This window comes from Flavobacterium sp. N2820 (assembly GCF_025947285.1).
Lineage (GTDB): Bacteria > Bacteroidota > Bacteroidia > Flavobacteriales > Flavobacteriaceae > Flavobacterium.
The window spans coordinates 2,477,557-2,496,131 of the sequence record NZ_CP110008.1; the positions used below are offsets into that span (position 1 = coordinate 2,477,557).

The window sequence follows — 18,575 nt, forward strand, 5'->3', positions numbered from 1 at the left end:
TAATAGTTTAGGTTTAAGACTAACACAACTTTTAAACTTTTAAACTTATTTTAAACTTTTAAACTAAAAAACATGATTTTAGAAATGAAAGTCCCTTCTCCAGGGGAATCAATTAAAGAAGTAGAAATTGCTACATGGTTAGTAAAAGATGGTGATTATGTAGAAAAAGACCAAGCTATTGCTGAGGTTGATTCAGATAAAGCAACATTAGAATTGCCGGCTGAAGCAAGCGGGATTATTACATTAAAAGCAGAAGAAGGTGATGCAGTAGCAGTTGGTGCTGTGGTTTGTTTAATCGATACAGGTGCAGCAAAACCAGAAGGTGGTGCAGCTCCAGCTAAAGAAGAAGCAAAACCAGTTGAAGCTCCAAAAGCCGAAGCTCCAAAAACTGCTCCAGTAGCAGAAAAAACATATGCAACGCAAGCGCCATCTCCAGCAGCAAGAAAAATATTAGACGAAAAAAACATCGAGCCTTCTGCAATTGTTGGAACAGGTAAAGGTGGAAGAATCACTAAAGACGATGCAGTAAATGCAGTACCATCAATGGGAACACCAACAGGTGGGAATCGTGGTTCGGAAAGAACAAAACTTTCTATGTTACGTAGAAAAGTCGCTGAGCGTTTAGTTTCGGCTAAAAACGAAACAGCAATGTTAACTACTTTCAATGAAGTTGACATGACGGCTATTTACGCTTTACGTGATCAATACAAAGAAGAGTTCAAAGCAAAACATGGTTTAGGATTAGGTTTCATGTCGTTCTTTACAAAAGCAGTAACCCGCGCGTTACAATTGTATCCAGATGTAAATTCGATGATTGATGGTCAAGAGAAAATTTCTTACGACTTCTGTGATATTTCAGTAGCGGTTTCTGGTCCAAAAGGATTAATGGTTCCTGTAATGAGAAATGCTGAAACATTATCTTTCAGAGGTGTTGAAGCAGAAATCAAAAGATTGGCTATTAGAGCTCGTGATGGACAAATTACAGTTGATGAAATGACAGGGGGAACATTCACAATTTCTAATGGTGGTGTTTTTGGAAGTATGTTATCTACACCAATTATCAATCCGCCACAATCAGGTATTTTAGGAATGCACAATGTGGTAGAAAGAGCTATCGTTAAAAATGGTCAAATCGTAATCGCTCCTGTTATGTACGTTGCGTTATCATACGACCACAGAATCATTGACGGACGTGAGTCAGTTGGATTTTTAGTAGCGGTAAAAGAAGCATTAGAAAACCCAGCAGAATTATTAATGGGCGGTAATGTGAAAAAAGCGTTAGAATTATAGTCAAAATTCATGCAAATAAAATAATCCCAAATTCATATTGAGTTTGGGATTATTTCTTTAAAAAAATAAAAATGGAAAATATTTTAATTGAAAAACAAGACAATATTGCGGTTATTACCATTAATAGACCCACAAAATTAAACGCATTAAATAAAGCTACAATCCAAGAATTACATGATGGCTTTAAGGCGTTAAACGAAGATAAATTGGTGAAAGCCATACTTATTACTGGAAGTGGAGAAAAAGCCTTTGTTGCTGGTGCAGACATTTCAGAATTTGCAAATTTTTCAGTTGAAGAAGGCGAAAAATTAGCGGCACAAGGACAAGAATTATTATTTGATTTTGTACAAAATTTAAGTACTCCTGTCATCGCTGCAGTTAATGGATTTGCCTTAGGTGGTGGATTAGAATTAGCAATGGCTTGTCATTTTAGAGTAGCTTCTACAAATGCAAAAATGGGATTACCAGAAGTGACATTAGGAGTAATTCCAGGTTATGGTGGCACTCAACGTTTAGCGCAATTAGTTGGAAAAGGTCGTGCTATGGAACTAATCATGACAGCAGGAATGATTGATGCAGAAACGGCTAAAAATTATGGTTTAGTGAATCATGTTGTTGTACAAGAAGAGTTATTAGATTTCACAAAAGGAATTGCTTCAAAAATCGCAAACAATTCAAGTGTTGCTATTGCCAAAGCAATTGAAGCAATTAATGCCAATTTTGAAGACGGAACGAACGGTTATGAAGTAGAAATTAAAAACTTTGGTCTTTCTTTTGGTACCGAAGATTTTAAAGAAGGAACTTCAGCTTTCTTAGAAAAAGAAAAGCAATTTTTCCGGGGAAATAAATTACATCATGAAAATTATACATTAATTTTTAAAGTTTTGGCCCTCAAATAAACAGAAAACCTACTTTTTCGTGTAAAAATTGTAGGTTTTCGTATAAAAATACTTGTAACGTGAATTTTTTTTTCAATGTATAGTATTTTTGTTTGAAATACATTTTAAATGAAAAAATTACTCTCTACCTCTCTTCTTTTATTATGTACTTTACTTATAAATTCTCGAGCCATATCTCAAGTAGCTATTGGTACTACTGTTATAGAAAACGGAGTACAATTTAAAGTAGAAAGTACAAATTCTGGTGTTTTAATTCCTAGAATTGCTTTAACTTCCAGAAATGTTATTGCGCCCGTAAGTGCAACTCCACCCGCAGGAACTCTAATTTATAACACCGCAACTAATGGGGTTTTTCCAAATAATGTTGTTCCAGGATTTTATTATTGGGATGGTTTTGAATGGAGAGCAATTGCAGACACAAAAATCAATAAAACAATTAAATTCAGAAATAATTCAACTTCAGTAAACTTTTCAACAGTTGGAGGGGTATACATCGATATTTTTAATACAGTAGATTGGAACGAAGAATCAACGTTATTTCAAAAAATTAACAATACTGATTTAAGAATTTCTGAAGCAGGATTGTATGAGATTACAGGAAATTTTTCTTTAAGATCAAGTGATATTGAGGTTTATTTAAATATGCGATTAAATGTTAATGGTGTAGATGTAGGTGAGAAAATTAGAGGTATTGCTCCTGAAGATAGTGGAAGTAATGGTCAATTATCAATTCATTTTACTCAATATTTGGTTTTGAATGAAAATGATATTCTTCGATTTAGATCATACCGCGACGGAGATTCAACAATTATAAATTTTGATTCAATCGGAACTTCAAGTCTTGTTGTTAAAAGAATAAGATAAATTTTACCATTAAAAACGGCTACATGTTTTTCTTTAGATGCATTTAGCTTTTTGTATCCATAACTAAAAACAAATGAAAACGTCAATTGAATTTTCCTATTCAAAGCCTATAATAACTGCATTAACTATAGTTTTAATAACGTTTGTTTTATTACATTTTGAAGCTTTTGACAATCCAAATCGCCCTAAAGTTTGGATAATGCATTTTATTACTGCCTATTCGCTAATTGCAGGTATTTCATATTTAACATTTCATTTCATTTTTAAAAAGTATAAAGATCCAAATAATTGGACTTTTGGTAAAGATATTGTAGCACTATTATTTATTTTAACTTTTGTGCTTTTATATATTCTAATTTTTAATTCAATTTACATTAATTATATTGATGAAAATTTTATAGATTCTTATGTTTATGATGGCCGATTATATTACTATTTAATCTTTATTGGGAATGTTAATTTTGGAGCGATTAAATTTTTAGACTTTTATGTTTTTTATAAGAAAAAAAGTAAAAATAACATTCAAAATATTGATAATCAAAAGATTGTTTTGGTTGGAAAAAATAAACATGAAAAAATTAAATTAGAAATAGAAGATTTAGTAATGATAGAAGCACTTGGAAATTATGTGTTGGTCCATTATTTAAATCATGAAAAACAAATAGAAAAGGATATTATTAGAAATAGTTTTTCTTTAATTTCGGAGCAAATTCAATCCACAGATCAGATGTTAAAAATACATCGCTCATACATAGTAAATGTAAGTAAGATTATAAATTTAGAAACACGAAAGAGAAAAGTTTTAGTGAAAATTAAATTTATTGATGAATTGATTCCTGTATCAAAATCTGTAGTTGAATCTTTAAAAGAGGTTTTATTGATTAACTAAACTTCACCATCCCATTCAGCATAAAATTGTGCTAAAAAAGTAATCATGAAATCATGACGTTTTTGTGCAATTTTTTTACCCGTTTCGGTATTCATTTTATCTTTTAGTAGTAATAGTTTCTCGTAAAAGTGATTTAAGGTTGGTGATTCGCTGTTTTTGTACGCTTCCTTATTCATACTCATATTAGGCTGAATATTTGGATTGTATAAAGCCCGATTTTTAAAGCCTCCATAATTAAACGTACGGGCAATTCCTATTGCACCAAGCGCATCCAATCGATCAGCATCTTGCACAATTTCTAACTCTTTAGAATTGAATTTCTTTTCGAAATTTCCGCCTTTAAATGAAATGTTTTCAATAATAGCTATTACATGTAAAATGATTTCTTCTTTTACATTTTGTGATTCCAAAAAAGTTCTAGCCGTTTTTGGACCAATCGATTCATCTCCACCATGAAATTTTGAATCGGCAATATCGTGTAATAAACCACCTAATTTAATAACTAATATATCACAATCTTCTTCTTCTCGAGCAATCAACAATGCGTTTTTGTAAACCCGTTCAATGTGAAACCAATCGTGACCACCTTCTGCGTTTTCTAATTGCTGTTTTACAAAAAGAATTGTATTGTCTATTATTGTCATTTTTTGGGGGGTATAAAAAATTCCAATTTTATGTAAAATTGGAATTTATTTTTTGAATTTAATATGTTTATCTTGCTAAAGCAGGTTCTACCCATTTGAAAACATGACCAGTTTCAGGAATGACTAATCGTTCCGAAATTTTAATCATTCTTGCTGGTAATTTCATTAAATAGTCTCTTGCTTTTTCAGCTTCATCAGATAATCCAGAAATTTTATCAATTTCCCATTTATCAATTAATTTTTGCATAATATCAACATAATCAGCCGCTGTATACACACCAATTCGTTGTGCTGAATCAGAAAATTGTTCAAAAGCAGTGCTTATTTTTTGCCCAGATTCTCTTAAAAAATGTGCAGGCATTACAATTTTGTGCTTCATCATGTGTTGGAAAGCCAACATCATTTCGCTTGGATCAACTTTAAAAATTTGATTCACAAATTCGCTATATGCTAAGTGGTGACGCATTTCGTCTCCTGCAATCATGTTGCAAATTTTATGTAATTTTTTATCCCCATATTTTTTTGCAATCAAAGCCACTCTATTGTGCGAAACATAGGTTGCTAATTCTTGAAAACTGGTGTAAACAAAGTTTTTATAGGGATCGTTACTAGTTCCAATATCAAAACCATCGTTGATTAAATGTTGTGTGGTTATTTCTACTTCTCGCATATTTACTCTTCCAGAAAGATATAAATATTTGTTTAACAAATCACCATGACGATTTTCTTCACCTGTCCATTGACGAATCCATTTGCTCCAACCGTTTCCTACACCATCTTGGTTTACACCTTCAACTTCCATTAACCATGATTCATATGTTGGCAATGCTTCTTCTGTAATGGTGTCACCCACTAAAGTTACCCAAAAGTCATAAGGTAAATCTTTAGCAATTTCTCGAAGTTCTCTTACTTCTTCAAAAAAAGTTTCGTTTTGAGAATTTGGTAATAAATCGGTTGGTTGCCAAATTTTCTCCACAGGAATTAAAAATTCATCCACAAAAGTGTCAATTTTTTTTTCTAAAAATTGCATTACTTCTAATCGTACATTGTGTGTTGACATGGGGTTATATTTTGATGTGTTCTGTTATTGTTTTTTCTGTGTATTCAAAAATTTCTTCAAACTTATGTTCTGAAATCTTCATTGGTTTGTGAATGGTAAAATCTAATTTCACACCAAGACCTAATGGGAAATGTCCAAATTTAGTCATTTTCCATGAGTTATTTATCGTAATAGGCAAGAAGTAAGCATCTGGAGCAAACTTATATAACATTTTTAATCCATTCACTGCGAAAGGTTTAGGTGTTCCTGTTTTGCTTCGTGTTCCTTCAGGAAAAATTACCACAGAATAATTATTGTTGTTTACTAATTCGGCTACCTTTTTAATTTCAGGCAACGCTTGTTTTGGATCTTTTCGGTCAATTAAAGCCGAACCACCATGACGTAAGTTATAAGAAACACTCGGAATTCCTTTACCGAGTTCAATTTTACTAATAAACTTTGGATGTACTTTTCGTAAAAACCAAATAATAGTTGTGATATCGTGTAAACTTTGGTGATTGGCAACGATGATTAAAGGTTTGTTTTCTGGAACGTTTTCCATTCCTTTAATATGATATGAAGCGCCTAAAATATGAGTAGTACGAACTAAAAACCAATTCAGGTAAGCTACACTCAAACGATGGGCATTATATCCAAAGAGATTGAAACAAATCCATTGGATAGGATGAAAGATTACTAACCAAAGTAAAAAAAAGAAGTAATACACTATTGAAAGTGGATAGGATACTATTTTTTCCATTTTTGAATTGAATTTGCACAAAAGTAAGGTTTAAAATAAAAAACCACCAATGTTTTGGTGGTTTTTATTGTATGCCAGCATAGTATATTAGCAATACTCGTTGTAAGCGTCTTTTAAATTCTCAGCAATTAATTCTGCCGGACGACCTTCGATATGATGGCGTTCTAACATGTGTACCAATTCACCATCTTTAAATAAAGCCATACACGGCGATGATGGAGGAAAAGGAAACATGTGTTGACGAGCTGCATCAACAGCTTCTCTATCAACACCTGCAAAAACAGTTACTAACTGCGAAGGTTTTTTAGTACCATCTAAACTCATTTTTGCTCCCGGACGTGCATTTCTTGCAGCACAACCACAAACCGAGTTGATGACTACTAATGTTGTTCCTTCGTTTTTTAAAGCATTTTCTACTGCTTCTGCGCTATATAATTCTTGAAAACCAGCTTCTGTTAATTCAGCACGCATTGGTTTTACCATTTCTTCTGGATACATAATTTGTATTGTTATAAGTTAACGAGTTGCAAAGTTACAAAGTTTTTTGCTTGTTATAGAAAACCAATTCATAAAGATTTGTTATGATTTGATAGTTTACTCTTATTTTAAAATTCTACCAATTAGCGCCTTCACAAATATCATTTTTGGACATTTCCAAATGACTTGTAAATCTTCCCAAATAGTAGTTTCTTCATCCAAAAATTTAAAAATCACAGTCGAGTTTCCAGTTTTAAACATCGATGAAAATATTTTGGAACCTAACTCGTTTTTTGAACTTAAAATGTCCAGTAACAACAAATCATAGAACCAAAATTTATCTTTTTTATGAAACTTCGAAAAGTCGGATTCTGATTTTAGAAATTGAACTAACGACTTTGATTTTTTGGATGCGCTTTTAAAAGTATAACCCGTACTAGCTTTTGTCCAACCGCCTGCCGAACCAATATTGATAACGTTTTTAGTATTGTGTTTCCAAAAAGGATAACACGTCATTGGAATAGTTCCTTGTTCTTTTTCGATGATTTCATACTCGGTTATGCCTAAATTTTCAATGTATTTTTTGATTTCAGACTCATATTCCTCTTTTAAAAGTAAATCTTTTGAAAACAACGTATATTCTAATAACGCTTCAGTTTTTGATGTTGGTAAAACGTACATAAATCTTGTATTACCTTTTTGTTCCACTGAAAAATCCATAAAAGTTGCGCAGTTTGGCGTAAAAACGTCTTCATTACTCTTAATAAACCAACCCACAAAATGTTGTTGAATTAACGGGAATTTGGTTTGTGCTGTAACAACTTCAGGATGGTAAATCGAATTGAAAATTTTATTGCAAGTGAAAGTTTCTTCTTTGGTTTTTACGATGCAATGATTGCCTAATTCTGTAAAATCAACAACTTTTTGATTTAGAAAATGGATGTTTTTATATTTTGAAATCTTCTTAAAAATCAATTCGTAAAAATCTAATCCATTGATTTTTTTGTATTGATAAGGCGTTAGTTCTAAAACCCGATTATATTTTTCATTGGCAAAAATGGCTTGATTCCATTTTTTTGAGACAATTTCATCAAATAAATTATCTTCGTCCCAAAAGCACCATGTTCTATCGTTTGCTTTTTTAGTATTTTCATCAATTAGCAAAATGGATTTATCATCAAATTTTCCAGATAGAAGCAATTCATAAACGGTCATTAAAGCCGATAAACCTGACCCAGTGAAAATATAGTGATAATGTTGCATTAAAAAATAGTATATCGAATTCCTAAAAAACCTCTAATTCCTTGGTTGGGCGCATACACATAACTCGGATCAAAAGTTAAAGCATATGGATTGTTTGGAGTTGCTAGAACATTTCCGTTAGTGTCATATGTTACATCTTCATCAAATGGATCATTTGCTCTTGCAATTAAAAACGGAGTTCCTTTGTTAGGTGTCCAATTTAAAATATTTTTTACGCCGCCATAAAGTTCAAAATTACGAAATTTTTTATAAGTAAATTGAATGTTCTGCAAACTCCATAGGTTTGAATACTCGCTTCTTGGATCTAGGTCGCTTAATAATGGCAATCGCATTGGTCCGTATGCATTTCCGGTGTAATCGATGGATAAAAACCATTTTGGAATATCGTAAGTTATAGCCCAATTGGCGCTGTATTTTTCTGTTAAAACTGGTGTTGAACTCACTCCGTTTTGCACATTTTTTGGTTCCATAATTGTTAAACCAACAATTGCTTTTAATCCGAAAGGTGTTACTAAATCGATATTGCTACTAATTCCTATGGTTTGTGCATATCCATTTAAGTTTGAATAAATAATTTGATTTGGATTTGTATCATAATCTGGAATAATTTGGTTGTTAAAATAGGTGTACCAAGCCGAGGTTTCAAATCCTAAAAAAGTACCGTTTTCAAATCTAATTTTCTTCAAATAGTTAAAATTGATGTTATATGAAGTTTCTGGTTTTAAATCTTCTGTAATTACAACATCTCTTGAGCCTGTTAAAGCGGCATGTTCTTCAGTAAATAGATTTACAATTCTAAATCCAGTTCCTGCATTAATTCGGAATACATCATTTTCTGTTGGATTCCATTTGTAGGCTATTCTCGGTGTAAATATGTTACCATGATTGTTGTTGTAATCGTAGCGAGCACCTAATAAAATCGTATGCTTAGGCGCTAGTTTTATTTCATCTTGAATGAAAATACTGTAAATTTTTGTTTTTTCTGCCGAAATAGTAGCAGTCGTATTGTCGTTGTAATATTGGTAACGAAAAGCCGCTCCTAATAGTAAATTATGATTTTCTGCCTTTTTATCCCATGTATATTGTCCAAAAGCGATTTTTTGATTTGCCAAGTAAATCGTATTTCCATAGACCGAATTTTGATCGTGAGCTGTTGCTGAAAACGACAAATACATATCCTCTGTGGTGGGTAATTGATATTTGCTCAAAAGCTCCACTCGTTTGGTATAAATGCTTTCGCCATACACTTCAGAGCCACCACGATGGGTTTTATTCCATTGCATTTCGCCACCCCAACGGTCTTCATAAAATAACCGCCCAGCGATGGTGAACTCTTTATTGCTTTTTCGGTCAAAGTTCCATTTGTTGAAGATAGAAATTCGTTCTTGCAAGGTTACATCAGTGAAATTATCGTTGTTATTATCGATTGGTTGGTTGTAAGTGTAATAATTGATGCCGACTAAAGTAACTGCTTTTTTACTAATGTTACTTTTAAATCCTAAATCCACATTGGTTTCTAACCATGAAGTCGAAAAAATATCAGCAGAAAACAAAGGGGCATTCAAAGGTTTTTTGGTAATGATGTTGATTAAACCTCCAACCGCTTCACTTCCATATAAACTTGAGGCTGGCCCTTTTATGATTTCAATTCGATCAATCAACGAATTGGGAATTCCAGATAAACCATAAACGGTTGAAAGCGAACTTACAATTGGCATTCCGTCAATGGTAACCATAGTATATGGACCTTCTAATCCATTGATGTGAATGTCGCCTGTGTTGCAAATATTGCAATTGAGTTGAGGTCGAACGCCATTTACATTTTGCAAGGCTTCAAAAACATTTGATGTTGGATTTTTTTTCAAAAAGGCTGTTGTGTATACTTCTACAGGAACTGGGGTTTCCATTCGAGAAACAGGTTTTAGTGTCCCCGAAACCACAACATCGTTTAAAACATTTGCATCTTCCATCAAATTAAAATTCAGAGTTAAATTTGGCTCATTTAAAATAGTTATTTTTTTTCTTTCGGGTTTAAACCCAACATAGGATGCAATAATTGTATAGGAACCATTAGGAACATTTGTAAATTCATAAATCCCCTTTTCATTTGTTTCAGCACCTTTTTTTAGTTCTTTCAGGTATACATTTACAAAAGATAAAGGTTCGTTGTTTGCAGAAATTGTTCCCTTTATCGTGTTTTGAGAGAAAGAAAAAATCCCAAACAAAAGCGATATAGAAATAAATATTTGTAGTTTCATAAAAATAAATTTAGACAAAACTAAAAATAAAATATTTAGTAATCTAAAAAAAGAATATATATTTGTAAAAAAGAATTGTTTATGACCATTTCTGAAGAAAATTATATTAAAGTTATTTACCATTTATCGTTGGTTTCTCCAAAAGGCGTTAATACTAATGCTATTGCAGGAATGTTAGAGACAAAAGCATCATCTGTTACGGATATGATGAAGAAACTTTCGGATAAAGATTTGGTAAGTTATTTAAAATATCAAGGCGTAACTTTAACTGAAAAAGGGTTGCATTCGGCAAAAATGATTGTAAGAAAACACCGTTTGTGGGAAGTTTTTTTGGTAGATAAATTAGGGTTTTCGTGGGATGAAGTGCATGAAATTGCAGAAGAATTAGAACACATCAAGTCCGAACAACTGATAAATAAATTAGATGCCTTTTTAGGTTTTCCAATAGCAGACCCGCACGGTGATCCAATTCCAGATGAAAACGGAATAATTAAGAAAATAGAAAAACAACTCTTGTCGGAAGTTGAAATTAATGCATCATTTCATTGTGTAGGTGTAAAAGATTCCTCTACCGATTTTTTAAAATATTTAGACAAACAAAAAATAGCTTTAGGTTCGGTTGTAAAAGTAATTGACAAAGAAGATTTTGATGATACATTAACGGTTGAAATTGATGGAAAACGATTGACTATTTCGAATAAAATTGCTAATAACTTATATGTACAATAATTATGTTTGATTCAATTATTCATTTTTTTGAAAGTATTGACCCAATTTTGGCGGCTTTTTTAGCAACCACATTTACTTGGGGTCTAACGGCATTTGGTGCTTCGTTTGTGTTCTTTTTTAAGAGTATGAACCGCGTTGTTTTAGACGGAATGCTTGGTTTCACTGGCGGTGTAATGGTAGCAGCAAGTTTTTGGAGTTTGTTGGCGCCAGCTATAGAAATGAGTGGTGGTGCTGGATTTGTAAAAGTAATTCCTGCTGCTATAGGATTTTTATTAGGTGCTATTTTTATTTTCGGATTAGATAAAGTGTTGCCTCACATGCACATTAATTTTAAAGAAACCGAAGGAATTAAATCACCATGGCAACGTACTACGCTTTTGGTTTTAGCTATAACGTTGCACAATATTCCAGAAGGATTAGCAGTTGGTGTTTTGTTTGGTGGTGTTGCCGCTGGAATTCCGGAAGCATCTATTGCAGGTGCCGTTACGTTAGCTATCGGAATTGGAATTCAAAATTTTCCTGAAGGAATAGCCGTTTCTATGCCCTTACGAAGAATGGGAATGAGCAGAAGAAAAAGTTTCATGTACGGACAATCGTCTGCAATTGTAGAACCTATTTTTGGGGTTATTGGTGCGGTTGCTGTAACTTTTTTTACGCCAATTTTGCCTTATGCTTTAGCTTTTGCAGCTGGAGCGATGATTTTTGTGGTAGTTGAAGAAGTAATTCCAGAAACCCAACAAGATAAAAATACCGATATTGCCACCTTAGGTTTTATCGGAGGATTTATTGTAATGATGGTTTTAGATGTAGCTTTGGGTTAATGACATGCACAATCGTCGCCACAAGGTTTTGATTTCTTAACGCGTTTTTTCCAAAAGAATTTTTTAACCAAAAATCCTACGGCTATTGCCAATGAAATGTAAACTAATATTTGTTGTATATCCATAGTACAAAAATAAGAAAAGCAATCTCAATATTATTGAGATTGCTTTTTAATTAACTTTAAACTAACTTTTATTAAAATTGTGCTGCAATACCAACCGAAGCACTAAAGGGCATTCCTGGTCTCAAACCTGCAGGAACTCTTGAAACCAAATATGTGGTATCAAAAAGATTATTTATGTTTCCTGTTAGGCTGAAATTTTTATTGAATTTATATTTAGAAGCAAAATCAACCACAGTATTGTTTGGTACTGAAAACTCATTTGGGATTGAACCTTGACCCGCAATAGTTCTAAATTCACCATTAAAACGAGCTGCTAAAACCAACTCAAATTTTGAATGTTCTAAAGCAATAGAAGCATTAAACTGGTGTTTAGAAATGTATGGAATTTCATCTCCTTCAGCTATAGTTCCCCAAATTCCATCTGTACTTGCAAATTCATTTACAAATTCGGTATCTGTTAATGTGTAACCAAAAGATACAGGTAACTTGAATTTTCCGTCTTCTTTTAAGATTTGATAATTTAACAACAGTTCAATTCCTCTAACATGTGCTTCGCCAGCATTGAATTGATCTAATGTACCCGTGCCGCCACTTGCAGCTAAATCACTTCCTAATAAATTTGAATAATCATTAAAATAAGCTACAATTTCTCCCGATAATTTATTGTGTTTGAAACGTGATCCTATTTCATAGTTTACACTTTTTTCTGCTTGTGTTCCAGGCGTATTTGTAGGAGGCGCAAACCCTTTATGAACACCACCAAAAAATGATAAATTGTTGTCAATTTTATAATTTGCACCTACGCCAGGCAACCAAATTTTTAGGTGATTGTCGTTTGTAACTAAGTTTATTCCTGTTCTATTCACATCATTTGTTCCATAGTTTTCATTTCTTAAATCAATGGTTTCAAAACGAATTCCAGGTGTAATGGTTAAATTATTGTATTTAATTTTATACAAAGCATGAGCGGCTAAGGCTTTAGCATATGCAATTCTATTGTCTTGTGTTCCTGGTGTTCCAGCAGTGGTTAAAACCATAGATCCATCAATCATTGCATAGCTATCATTCCATTGAAAACGATCTTCACTGTCTTTGTGATATCTAATTCCTATTTCTAAATCGTGGTAGATATTGCCTGTTAAAAAATGAAAATCTAATTTGGTTTGTACGCCTTGTGCTAGATAACCTCTATTATTAGCTCTAACTCTTAAAGCATTATTTGGAGAGTTTTGCGCACCTGTAAGATAATCAAAAGCTAATGCATTTGTTGTTGGGTCTTCCAAAATTGCATCAATCGCATACGTAGTTCCGCCAAATCTAACATCGTTTAATTTATACCAATTTCTAGCAAATTTATTGCGATAAGCGGTAGTGGTGATGCTAAAGTAATTATTGGTTTTTAAAGTATGCGTAATTGAAAATTGATTATTTTTTGTAGTAATATTATCTTTTTGTGAACCTGCATAGCGTTTGAAAGGAGATGTTTTGAAATCTTCTTCCGTTAAACCTAAGTAAGTTTCGTTTGCATCTTCATCAGCATACACCATTTTAAACTCTAGCGCATTATAAATTTTGCTAGTTCGTTTTGATTGTATTTTGAATTTTGCCATTACATCATTTTTGTCAAAACCTGTATTTGCTCCGTTTGGCAACTCTTTAAATCCATCTGAATTGTAATTTAAAAACTGAACAACTGCTCCAAAAGTTTCATTTGCAATTCCAACATTTGCGATAGTTCTACTGGTATTAAAACTTCCATAATCGGTCAAAAATCCAGCACTAAATTTAGATGGAATTGGTGCCGAAACAAAGTTAATCGTTCCTCCTGTGGTAAATGGACCGTATTGAATTTGGCTACTTCCTTTTAAAATTTCAACGGCATTCATTCTTCCAACCGATGGAACATAATAAGCCGCAGGAGCACTATAGGGTGCAGGCGCTATTAGAACATTATCTTCCATTAATGTGATTTTTGCACTTCTGTCTGGTGATGTTCCTCTTAAACTGATGTTTGGGCGCAATCCAAACCCGTCTTCCTCATATACATTAACACCATTTACAGAGCGTAGTACGCGATTGATATCGGTGTAATTGAATTTTTGTAAATCTTCAGCAGAAATATAGGATGCCGAACCTGTTTTATTAGCTGCCTCAAATTTACTTCCGATAATTTGATTCGCAGAAACAACAACTTCTTTTAAAGTTTTAACAGAATCAGCTGCAGTGGTTTTAGGTTCTTCTTGTGCAAAAGAGCATAACGATAATGATAGCGCAATTTGGGTAACAACTATTTTCATTTTTATTTAGATTAATTCTACGGAGCAAAAATAATTACTAAAGTTTATTTAGACAAATTATAAATAAAGTTTTTTCTGCAGTTTTGTAGAATTGTTGAGAATCTTATTTTTTATGAAAAAGTTTATGTTTTTTCTATTTTATTTTAAAAAAAAGATGAAAAAGATGAAAAAATAAGTTCTTTTTTTAGAAATAAATCCCTGTTCCAACAGTGATATAATTATAATTAGGAGTCGCAATTTTTAAATGTTCATAACCTAAAGCAAAAAAGTAGTTCTTTTTATGGTATTTCCCTCTAATCTCAAATGAATTTACGGGTAAGCCATTTATTTTACTCCATAGTATTGCACTATTAAAACTAATGTTTTTAAACGCAAAAACGTCAGTATGCAAACCATAAGAAAAGCCAGCTTTTTGAACATCATTTCCCACATAAGTAGCTCCTAATGTCCAGCCTAAATTGAATTTTTTGAAACGTATTCTATCATATGATACGTTAAATTGAAACAGTGAAAGATTTGAAAAACGCTCTGTAAAGGCATTTTTTTCAATTAACTCTTTATAATCTGCTTGCAGATAAAAGTACTGAAAAGGTCTAAACTTTACTTTTAAATGATTTCCAAATGAAGTATTACTGCTGTAAAGAAAATGATTTTCAACATCCAAACGCATCAGATTTCCATAGTTTATGCTGTCGTTATTGCTTTGAAAGTTTCCAGAATCACCATCAGCATACGGATATTTTGAAAGTGAATTGTACAAATGATTTTCATTCCTGTAATCGCCAATTGTTGAATAAAAAGTCACATATAAAAACCCTTCTGCAATCAAGCCTACAAGTCCAAAATCATCGTTATTTGATGAGCTTCTGCCTGAATTAGAAGTATTTGTTGTGCCGCCATTGGAAGATGAACTTGAGGAAGTATTCCCTGATTTTAATTCGTTTTTTGATTTATCAATTTTTTGCGAATAAGAAGTGTGTATTGTAAAGCCAAGTAAAATTACAAGAAACGATTTTTTCATCACATTTTTTTATTTTTTAGAATCAAAAATTGTGCCTTTTTATTTTAAAACTTGATAAGCAATTAACGCAGTTATGTAAGCAAATCCACTCATAAAAACCAACTGAATTATGGGCCATTTCCATGAGTTTGTTTCTTTTTTTACAATAGCTAATGTAGAAATGCATTGCATCGCAAAAGCATAAAACAGTAATAATGAAATTCCGGTTGCGAAATTAAAAATTTTATTTCCAGTTATAGGATGCACTTCGGCTGCCATTTTATTTTTAATTGTACTTTCTTCTTCGCTGTGGCTTCCTACACTATAAATTGTTGCTAATGTTCCCACAAAAACTTCACGTGCAGCGAAAGAACTTACCACAGCAATTCCTATTTTCCAATCATAACCTAATGGACGAATCACCGGTTCAATGGCTTTTCCCATATAACCAATATACGAATTTTCTAATTTGAATGAGTTTACTTGGTCTTCAAACGCTTCTGTTGTAATGGTTTTATTTTTATTTTGTTGGGTAATAATTTGCGTTGCATTATTAAAATCATCACTCAAACCATGTGAACCCAAATACCACAAAATTACCGATAAAGCTAAAATGATTTTTCCGGCACCTGTAACAAAAGCTTTGGTTTTTTCTAAAACGTTTATCCCAACATTTTTAAACATTGGAATTTTATAACTTGGCATTTCTACTACGAAATAAGATTTGCAACTTAGCTTCAAATATTTATTAAGCAAATAGGCAGAAAAAATTGCCATACCAAAACCTAATAAATACAATGCCATAAGTGTTAATCCTTGTAAACTTAAAAAGCCAAAAATTCTTTTTTCGGGAATAATTAAGGAGATTAAAATGGCATAAACAGGTAATCTTGCAGAACATGTGGTAAAAGGTGTGACTAAAATGGTAATTAAACGTTCTTTCCAGTTTTCAATATTTCGTGCACTCATAATTGCTGGAATAGCACATGCAGTTCCTGAAATTAAAGGCACAATACTTTTTCCTGATAAACCAAATTTTCGCATTATTTTGTCCATCAAAAACACTACACGACTCATGTAGCCACTTTCTTCTAACACAGAAATAAAGAGGAATAGAAACGCAATTTGTGGAATAAAAATTACAATACCACCAATACCGGGAATTAATCCTTCACTAATTAAATTTGTAAATTCTCCAGCGGGAAGATGTTGTTTAGCAAGTGAACTAAAATTAGCAAATGATTCATCAATAAAATCCATTGGGATGCTACTCCAATCAAATAAAAACTGAAAAATAAGCATTAAAATTCCGAAGAAAATTACATACCCAAAAATTTTATGTGTTAAAACTCGATCTATTTTTGCTCGAATATCTGAAGCTTTTGAAACATCTATTTTTTGACCAATTTTTAGCGTATCATTAATAAATTGGTACCTTTTTATGGTTTCCTTTTGTTGTAAACGTTTTAAATCTGCGTGCGATTTGGTAAACGAACTTTTGATTTCGTTCCGTTCTAAATTTAAGAAATTGACATCTTGCGTAATAACTAACCAAAGTTTATATAACAATTGGTTGGGAAATGCGCGTCTTAAATTATTAAAATAATCTGGATCAATCGAAGACGCATGTAAACACGGTTCGGTTGATAAATTTTGGAAGTTTAAAATTAATGCTTTTAACGCGTCGATTCCTGTTTTTTTTCTAGAACTAATTAATGCAATTTTAGTTTTTAGTTCTTTTTCTAAAAGGGGAATGTCTAATTCAATTCCTTTTAGTTGCATTCTGTCGGCCATATTGATAACTAAAATGGTCGGAATTTCTAAATCTTTAATTTGAGTAAAAAGAAGTAAATTTCGCTTTAAATTTTCTACTTCAGTAACCACAACGGCAACATCTGGAAAATCTTCATCATTTTTGTTCAACAGTAATTCAATCACTACATTTTCGTCAATTGAACTTGCATTTAAGCTATATGTTCCAGGTAAATCTATAATTTTAGCTTTAACTGAGTCGGATAATTTGCAAACGCCTTGTTTTTTTTCAACCGTAATTCCAGGATAGTTACCTACTTGTTGATTTAAACCTGTAAGTTCATTAAAAACAGAGGTTTTACCCACATTTGGGTTTCCAATTAAAGCAACTTTTATAAGATTTGAACTCATTGTTAAAGGTCTTTTGTAATACTAATTTCTCTGGCTGTTTCTAAACGAATTGCCACATGAGAATCGTTTACATTAAAATATAATGGATCGCCAAGAGGTGCTACTTGAAGCAATGTGATTTTATTGCCCGGCAAACAACCCATCTCTAATAACTTTAGAGGAATTTCGTCTAAATTAACAGCTGTTATTGTGGCTGTTTGTCCTATTTTGAGATCCGACGAATGAATGTCCATTTTCTTATTTAGATTGAATTAAAATACAAAAGTAAAAATTATTATTGTAGTACAGCTGATAATTATCAACTTTAATACAATTAGTTACATTAAAAATTATTTTTGGTTTTCAGAAAGCCAAATAATGTCAGCTAGCAATTGCTGCATATTTTTGGTTGTATCATCTTCTGAAGGTTGGTCTAAATTAGTGCCATCATAAAAACCACGAATGCGTTTGTTTTTGTCAACCAAAATAAAATTCTCGGTATGAACCATATCATACATTTCCTCAGGTTTACCTGTTTTTACTGCCAAATAGGATTTTCGGGCTAAATAATAAATGGCTGATTTATCACCAGTTACCAAATTCCAACGCGTATCATCAACGCCTTTTTCAACAGCATATTTTTTTAAAATTTGTGGGGTATCAATATCTGGAGTCACAGAAAAAGATAATAATTTTACGTTGGGATATTTTTCTAATTGATTTTGTAGCCAAACCATATTATCAGTCATTTTAGGACATATAGTAGGACAAGTTGTAAAAAAGAAATCGGCTACATAAATTGTGTTTTCATAGTCTTTTTGTGTGATTAATTTTCCGTTTTGATTGGTAAAAGCAAAATCGGCTATTTTGTGGTCATTGCCAATATGTTGTACTGTAGAATCTACTAATTCTGGATTAATATCTCTTGGAGAATATATGGGTAACATTTTTTCTGGCGTTTGTAGGGCATAAATACCAAAGAAAATCCCCAAAGAAAGAATTAAAAAGACAATTATAAATGTTTTGTAGGATTTGAGATAATGCAACATTTTTAAATTTTTTTACAAAAATAGTGTTT

At 32.2% G+C, this 18,575-nt stretch carries 17 protein-coding genes; 6 read left to right on the forward strand and 11 right to left on the reverse strand.

Annotated features, from left to right (window positions below; all coding sequences use genetic code 11):
• The first annotated feature begins 72 nt into the window (after positions 1-72).
• The 4 genes from odhB to OLM52_RS11635 all read left to right on the forward strand — a co-directional run bounded on the left by odhB (position 73) and on the right by OLM52_RS11635 (position 3,942).
• Positions 73-1,290, forward strand: a complete 1,218-nt coding sequence (odhB, locus tag OLM52_RS11620; protein ID WP_264548676.1) for a 2-oxoglutarate dehydrogenase complex dihydrolipoyllysine-residue succinyltransferase — start codon at positions 73-75, stop codon at positions 1,288-1,290.
• Positions 1,291-1,355: 65 nt separating this feature from the next.
• Positions 1,356-2,189: an enoyl-CoA hydratase/isomerase family protein gene (locus OLM52_RS11625; RefSeq protein WP_264550546.1), complete on the forward strand. Its 834-nt coding sequence runs from the start codon at positions 1,356-1,358 to the stop codon at positions 2,187-2,189.
• Positions 2,190-2,297: 108 nt separating this feature from the next.
• Entirely contained in the window at positions 2,298-3,053 is a 756-nt protein-coding gene (locus OLM52_RS11630) for a hypothetical protein (protein ID WP_264548677.1), read from the forward strand.
• Between the two features lie 73 nt (positions 3,054-3,126).
• Positions 3,127-3,942, forward strand: a complete 816-nt coding sequence (locus tag OLM52_RS11635; protein WP_264548678.1) for a LytTR family DNA-binding domain-containing protein — start codon at positions 3,127-3,129, stop codon at positions 3,940-3,942.
• On the opposite strand, the gene OLM52_RS11640 is transcribed toward OLM52_RS11635, so the two are convergent.
• From OLM52_RS11640 to OLM52_RS11665, 6 genes are all read right to left on the reverse strand, one after another.
• A complete protein-coding gene (locus tag OLM52_RS11640) occupies positions 3,939-4,586 on the reverse strand; it encodes an HD domain-containing protein (protein WP_264548679.1) in 648 nt (215 codons plus the stop codon). The two genes, OLM52_RS11635 and OLM52_RS11640, sit on opposite strands and share 4 nt — an antisense overlap.
• Before the next feature lie 67 nt (positions 4,587-4,653).
• The gene (locus OLM52_RS11645) at positions 4,654-5,646 is read right to left on the reverse strand and encodes an acyl-ACP desaturase (RefSeq protein WP_264548680.1); all 993 of its coding nucleotides are present in this window, start codon (positions 5,644-5,646) and stop codon (positions 4,654-4,656) included.
• 4 nt (positions 5,647-5,650) lie between these two features.
• A complete protein-coding gene (locus OLM52_RS11650) occupies positions 5,651-6,385 on the reverse strand; it encodes a lysophospholipid acyltransferase family protein (RefSeq protein WP_264548681.1) in 735 nt (244 codons plus the stop codon).
• Between the two features lie 87 nt (positions 6,386-6,472).
• Positions 6,473-6,883, reverse strand: coding sequence for a BrxA/BrxB family bacilliredoxin (locus tag OLM52_RS11655; protein ID WP_264548682.1), 411 nt, complete (start codon positions 6,881-6,883; stop codon positions 6,473-6,475).
• 102 nt (positions 6,884-6,985) lie between these two features.
• Positions 6,986-8,125, reverse strand: coding sequence for a lycopene cyclase family protein (locus OLM52_RS11660; protein ID WP_264548683.1), 1,140 nt, complete (start codon positions 8,123-8,125; stop codon positions 6,986-6,988).
• Entirely contained in the window at positions 8,125-10,383 is a 2,259-nt protein-coding gene (locus tag OLM52_RS11665) for a TonB-dependent receptor (RefSeq protein ID WP_264548684.1), read from the reverse strand. Before OLM52_RS11665 ends, OLM52_RS11660 begins: the two co-directional genes overlap by 1 nt.
• Positions 10,384-10,464: 81 nt before the next feature.
• Here OLM52_RS11665 and OLM52_RS11670 point away from each other — a divergent pair, with 81 nt between their 5' ends.
• Together OLM52_RS11670 and OLM52_RS11675 are read left to right on the forward strand one after the other, a co-directional pair.
• Positions 10,465-11,112, forward strand: a complete 648-nt coding sequence (locus tag OLM52_RS11670) for a metal-dependent transcriptional regulator (protein ID WP_264548685.1) — start codon at positions 10,465-10,467, stop codon at positions 11,110-11,112.
• 2 nt (positions 11,113-11,114) lie between these two features.
• On the forward strand, positions 11,115-11,933 hold the full coding sequence (locus OLM52_RS11675; RefSeq protein ID WP_264548686.1) for a ZIP family metal transporter: 819 nt from the start codon (positions 11,115-11,117) through the stop codon (positions 11,931-11,933).
• Between the two features lie 196 nt (positions 11,934-12,129).
• Here the strand turns inward: OLM52_RS11675 and OLM52_RS11685 are convergent, their stop codons facing one another.
• The 5 genes from OLM52_RS11685 to OLM52_RS11705 form a co-directional block, all read right to left on the reverse strand.
• Positions 12,130-14,355 carry a TonB-dependent receptor family protein gene (locus tag OLM52_RS11685; RefSeq protein WP_264548688.1) on the reverse strand — a complete coding sequence of 742 codons (2,226 nt, stop codon included), beginning with the start codon at positions 14,353-14,355 and terminating at the stop codon, positions 12,130-12,132.
• A gap of 184 nt (positions 14,356-14,539) precedes the next feature.
• On the reverse strand, positions 14,540-15,376 hold the full coding sequence (locus tag OLM52_RS11690) for a hypothetical protein (protein ID WP_264548689.1): 837 nt from the start codon (positions 15,374-15,376) through the stop codon (positions 14,540-14,542).
• A gap of 39 nt (positions 15,377-15,415) precedes the next feature.
• Positions 15,416-17,518, reverse strand: a complete 2,103-nt coding sequence (gene feoB / locus OLM52_RS11695) for a ferrous iron transport protein B (protein WP_264548690.1) — start codon at positions 17,516-17,518, stop codon at positions 15,416-15,418.
• A 2-nt stretch (positions 17,519-17,520) separates the two neighbouring features.
• The gene (locus OLM52_RS11700) at positions 17,521-17,751 is read right to left on the reverse strand and encodes a FeoA family protein (RefSeq protein ID WP_264548691.1); all 231 of its coding nucleotides are present in this window, start codon (positions 17,749-17,751) and stop codon (positions 17,521-17,523) included.
• A 96-nt stretch (positions 17,752-17,847) separates the two neighbouring features.
• Positions 17,848-18,546: an SCO family protein gene (locus tag OLM52_RS11705; RefSeq protein ID WP_264548692.1), complete on the reverse strand. Its 699-nt coding sequence runs from the start codon at positions 18,544-18,546 to the stop codon at positions 17,848-17,850.
• Between the last annotated feature and the right edge of the window lie 29 nt (positions 18,547-18,575).

Excerpts from the sequence above, each read along its gene's own strand:
- odhB (WP_264548676.1), top strand. The coding sequence starts at position 73 with ATGATTTTAGAAATGAAAGTCCCTTCTCCAGGGGAATCAATTAAAGAA.
- OLM52_RS11630 (WP_264548677.1), top strand. The coding sequence starts at position 2,298 with ATGAAAAAATTACTCTCTACCTCTCTTCTTTTATTATGTACTTTACTT.
- OLM52_RS11635 (WP_264548678.1), top strand. The coding sequence starts at position 3,127 with ATGAAAACGTCAATTGAATTTTCCTATTCAAAGCCTATAATAACTGCA.
- OLM52_RS11640 (WP_264548679.1), bottom strand. The coding sequence starts at position 4,586 with ATGACAATAATAGACAATACAATTCTTTTTGTAAAACAGCAATTAGAA.
- OLM52_RS11645 (WP_264548680.1), bottom strand. The coding sequence starts at position 5,646 with ATGTCAACACACAATGTACGATTAGAAGTAATGCAATTTTTAGAAAAA.
- OLM52_RS11650 (WP_264548681.1), bottom strand. The coding sequence starts at position 6,385 with ATGGAAAAAATAGTATCCTATCCACTTTCAATAGTGTATTACTTCTTT.
- OLM52_RS11655 (WP_264548682.1), bottom strand. The coding sequence starts at position 6,883 with ATGTATCCAGAAGAAATGGTAAAACCAATGCGTGCTGAATTAACAGAA.
- OLM52_RS11660 (WP_264548683.1), bottom strand. The coding sequence starts at position 8,125 with ATGCAACATTATCACTATATTTTCACTGGGTCAGGTTTATCGGCTTTA.
- OLM52_RS11665 (WP_264548684.1), bottom strand. The coding sequence starts at position 10,383 with ATGAAACTACAAATATTTATTTCTATATCGCTTTTGTTTGGGATTTTT.
- OLM52_RS11670 (WP_264548685.1), top strand. The coding sequence starts at position 10,465 with ATGACCATTTCTGAAGAAAATTATATTAAAGTTATTTACCATTTATCG.
- OLM52_RS11675 (WP_264548686.1), top strand. The coding sequence starts at position 11,115 with ATGTTTGATTCAATTATTCATTTTTTTGAAAGTATTGACCCAATTTTG.
- OLM52_RS11685 (WP_264548688.1), bottom strand. The coding sequence starts at position 14,355 with ATGAAAATAGTTGTTACCCAAATTGCGCTATCATTATCGTTATGCTCT.
- OLM52_RS11690 (WP_264548689.1), bottom strand. The coding sequence starts at position 15,376 with ATGAAAAAATCGTTTCTTGTAATTTTACTTGGCTTTACAATACACACT.
- feoB (WP_264548690.1), bottom strand. The coding sequence starts at position 17,518 with ATGAGTTCAAATCTTATAAAAGTTGCTTTAATTGGAAACCCAAATGTG.
- OLM52_RS11700 (WP_264548691.1), bottom strand. The coding sequence starts at position 17,751 with ATGGACATTCATTCGTCGGATCTCAAAATAGGACAAACAGCCACAATA.
- OLM52_RS11705 (WP_264548692.1), bottom strand. The coding sequence starts at position 18,546 with ATGTTGCATTATCTCAAATCCTACAAAACATTTATAATTGTCTTTTTA.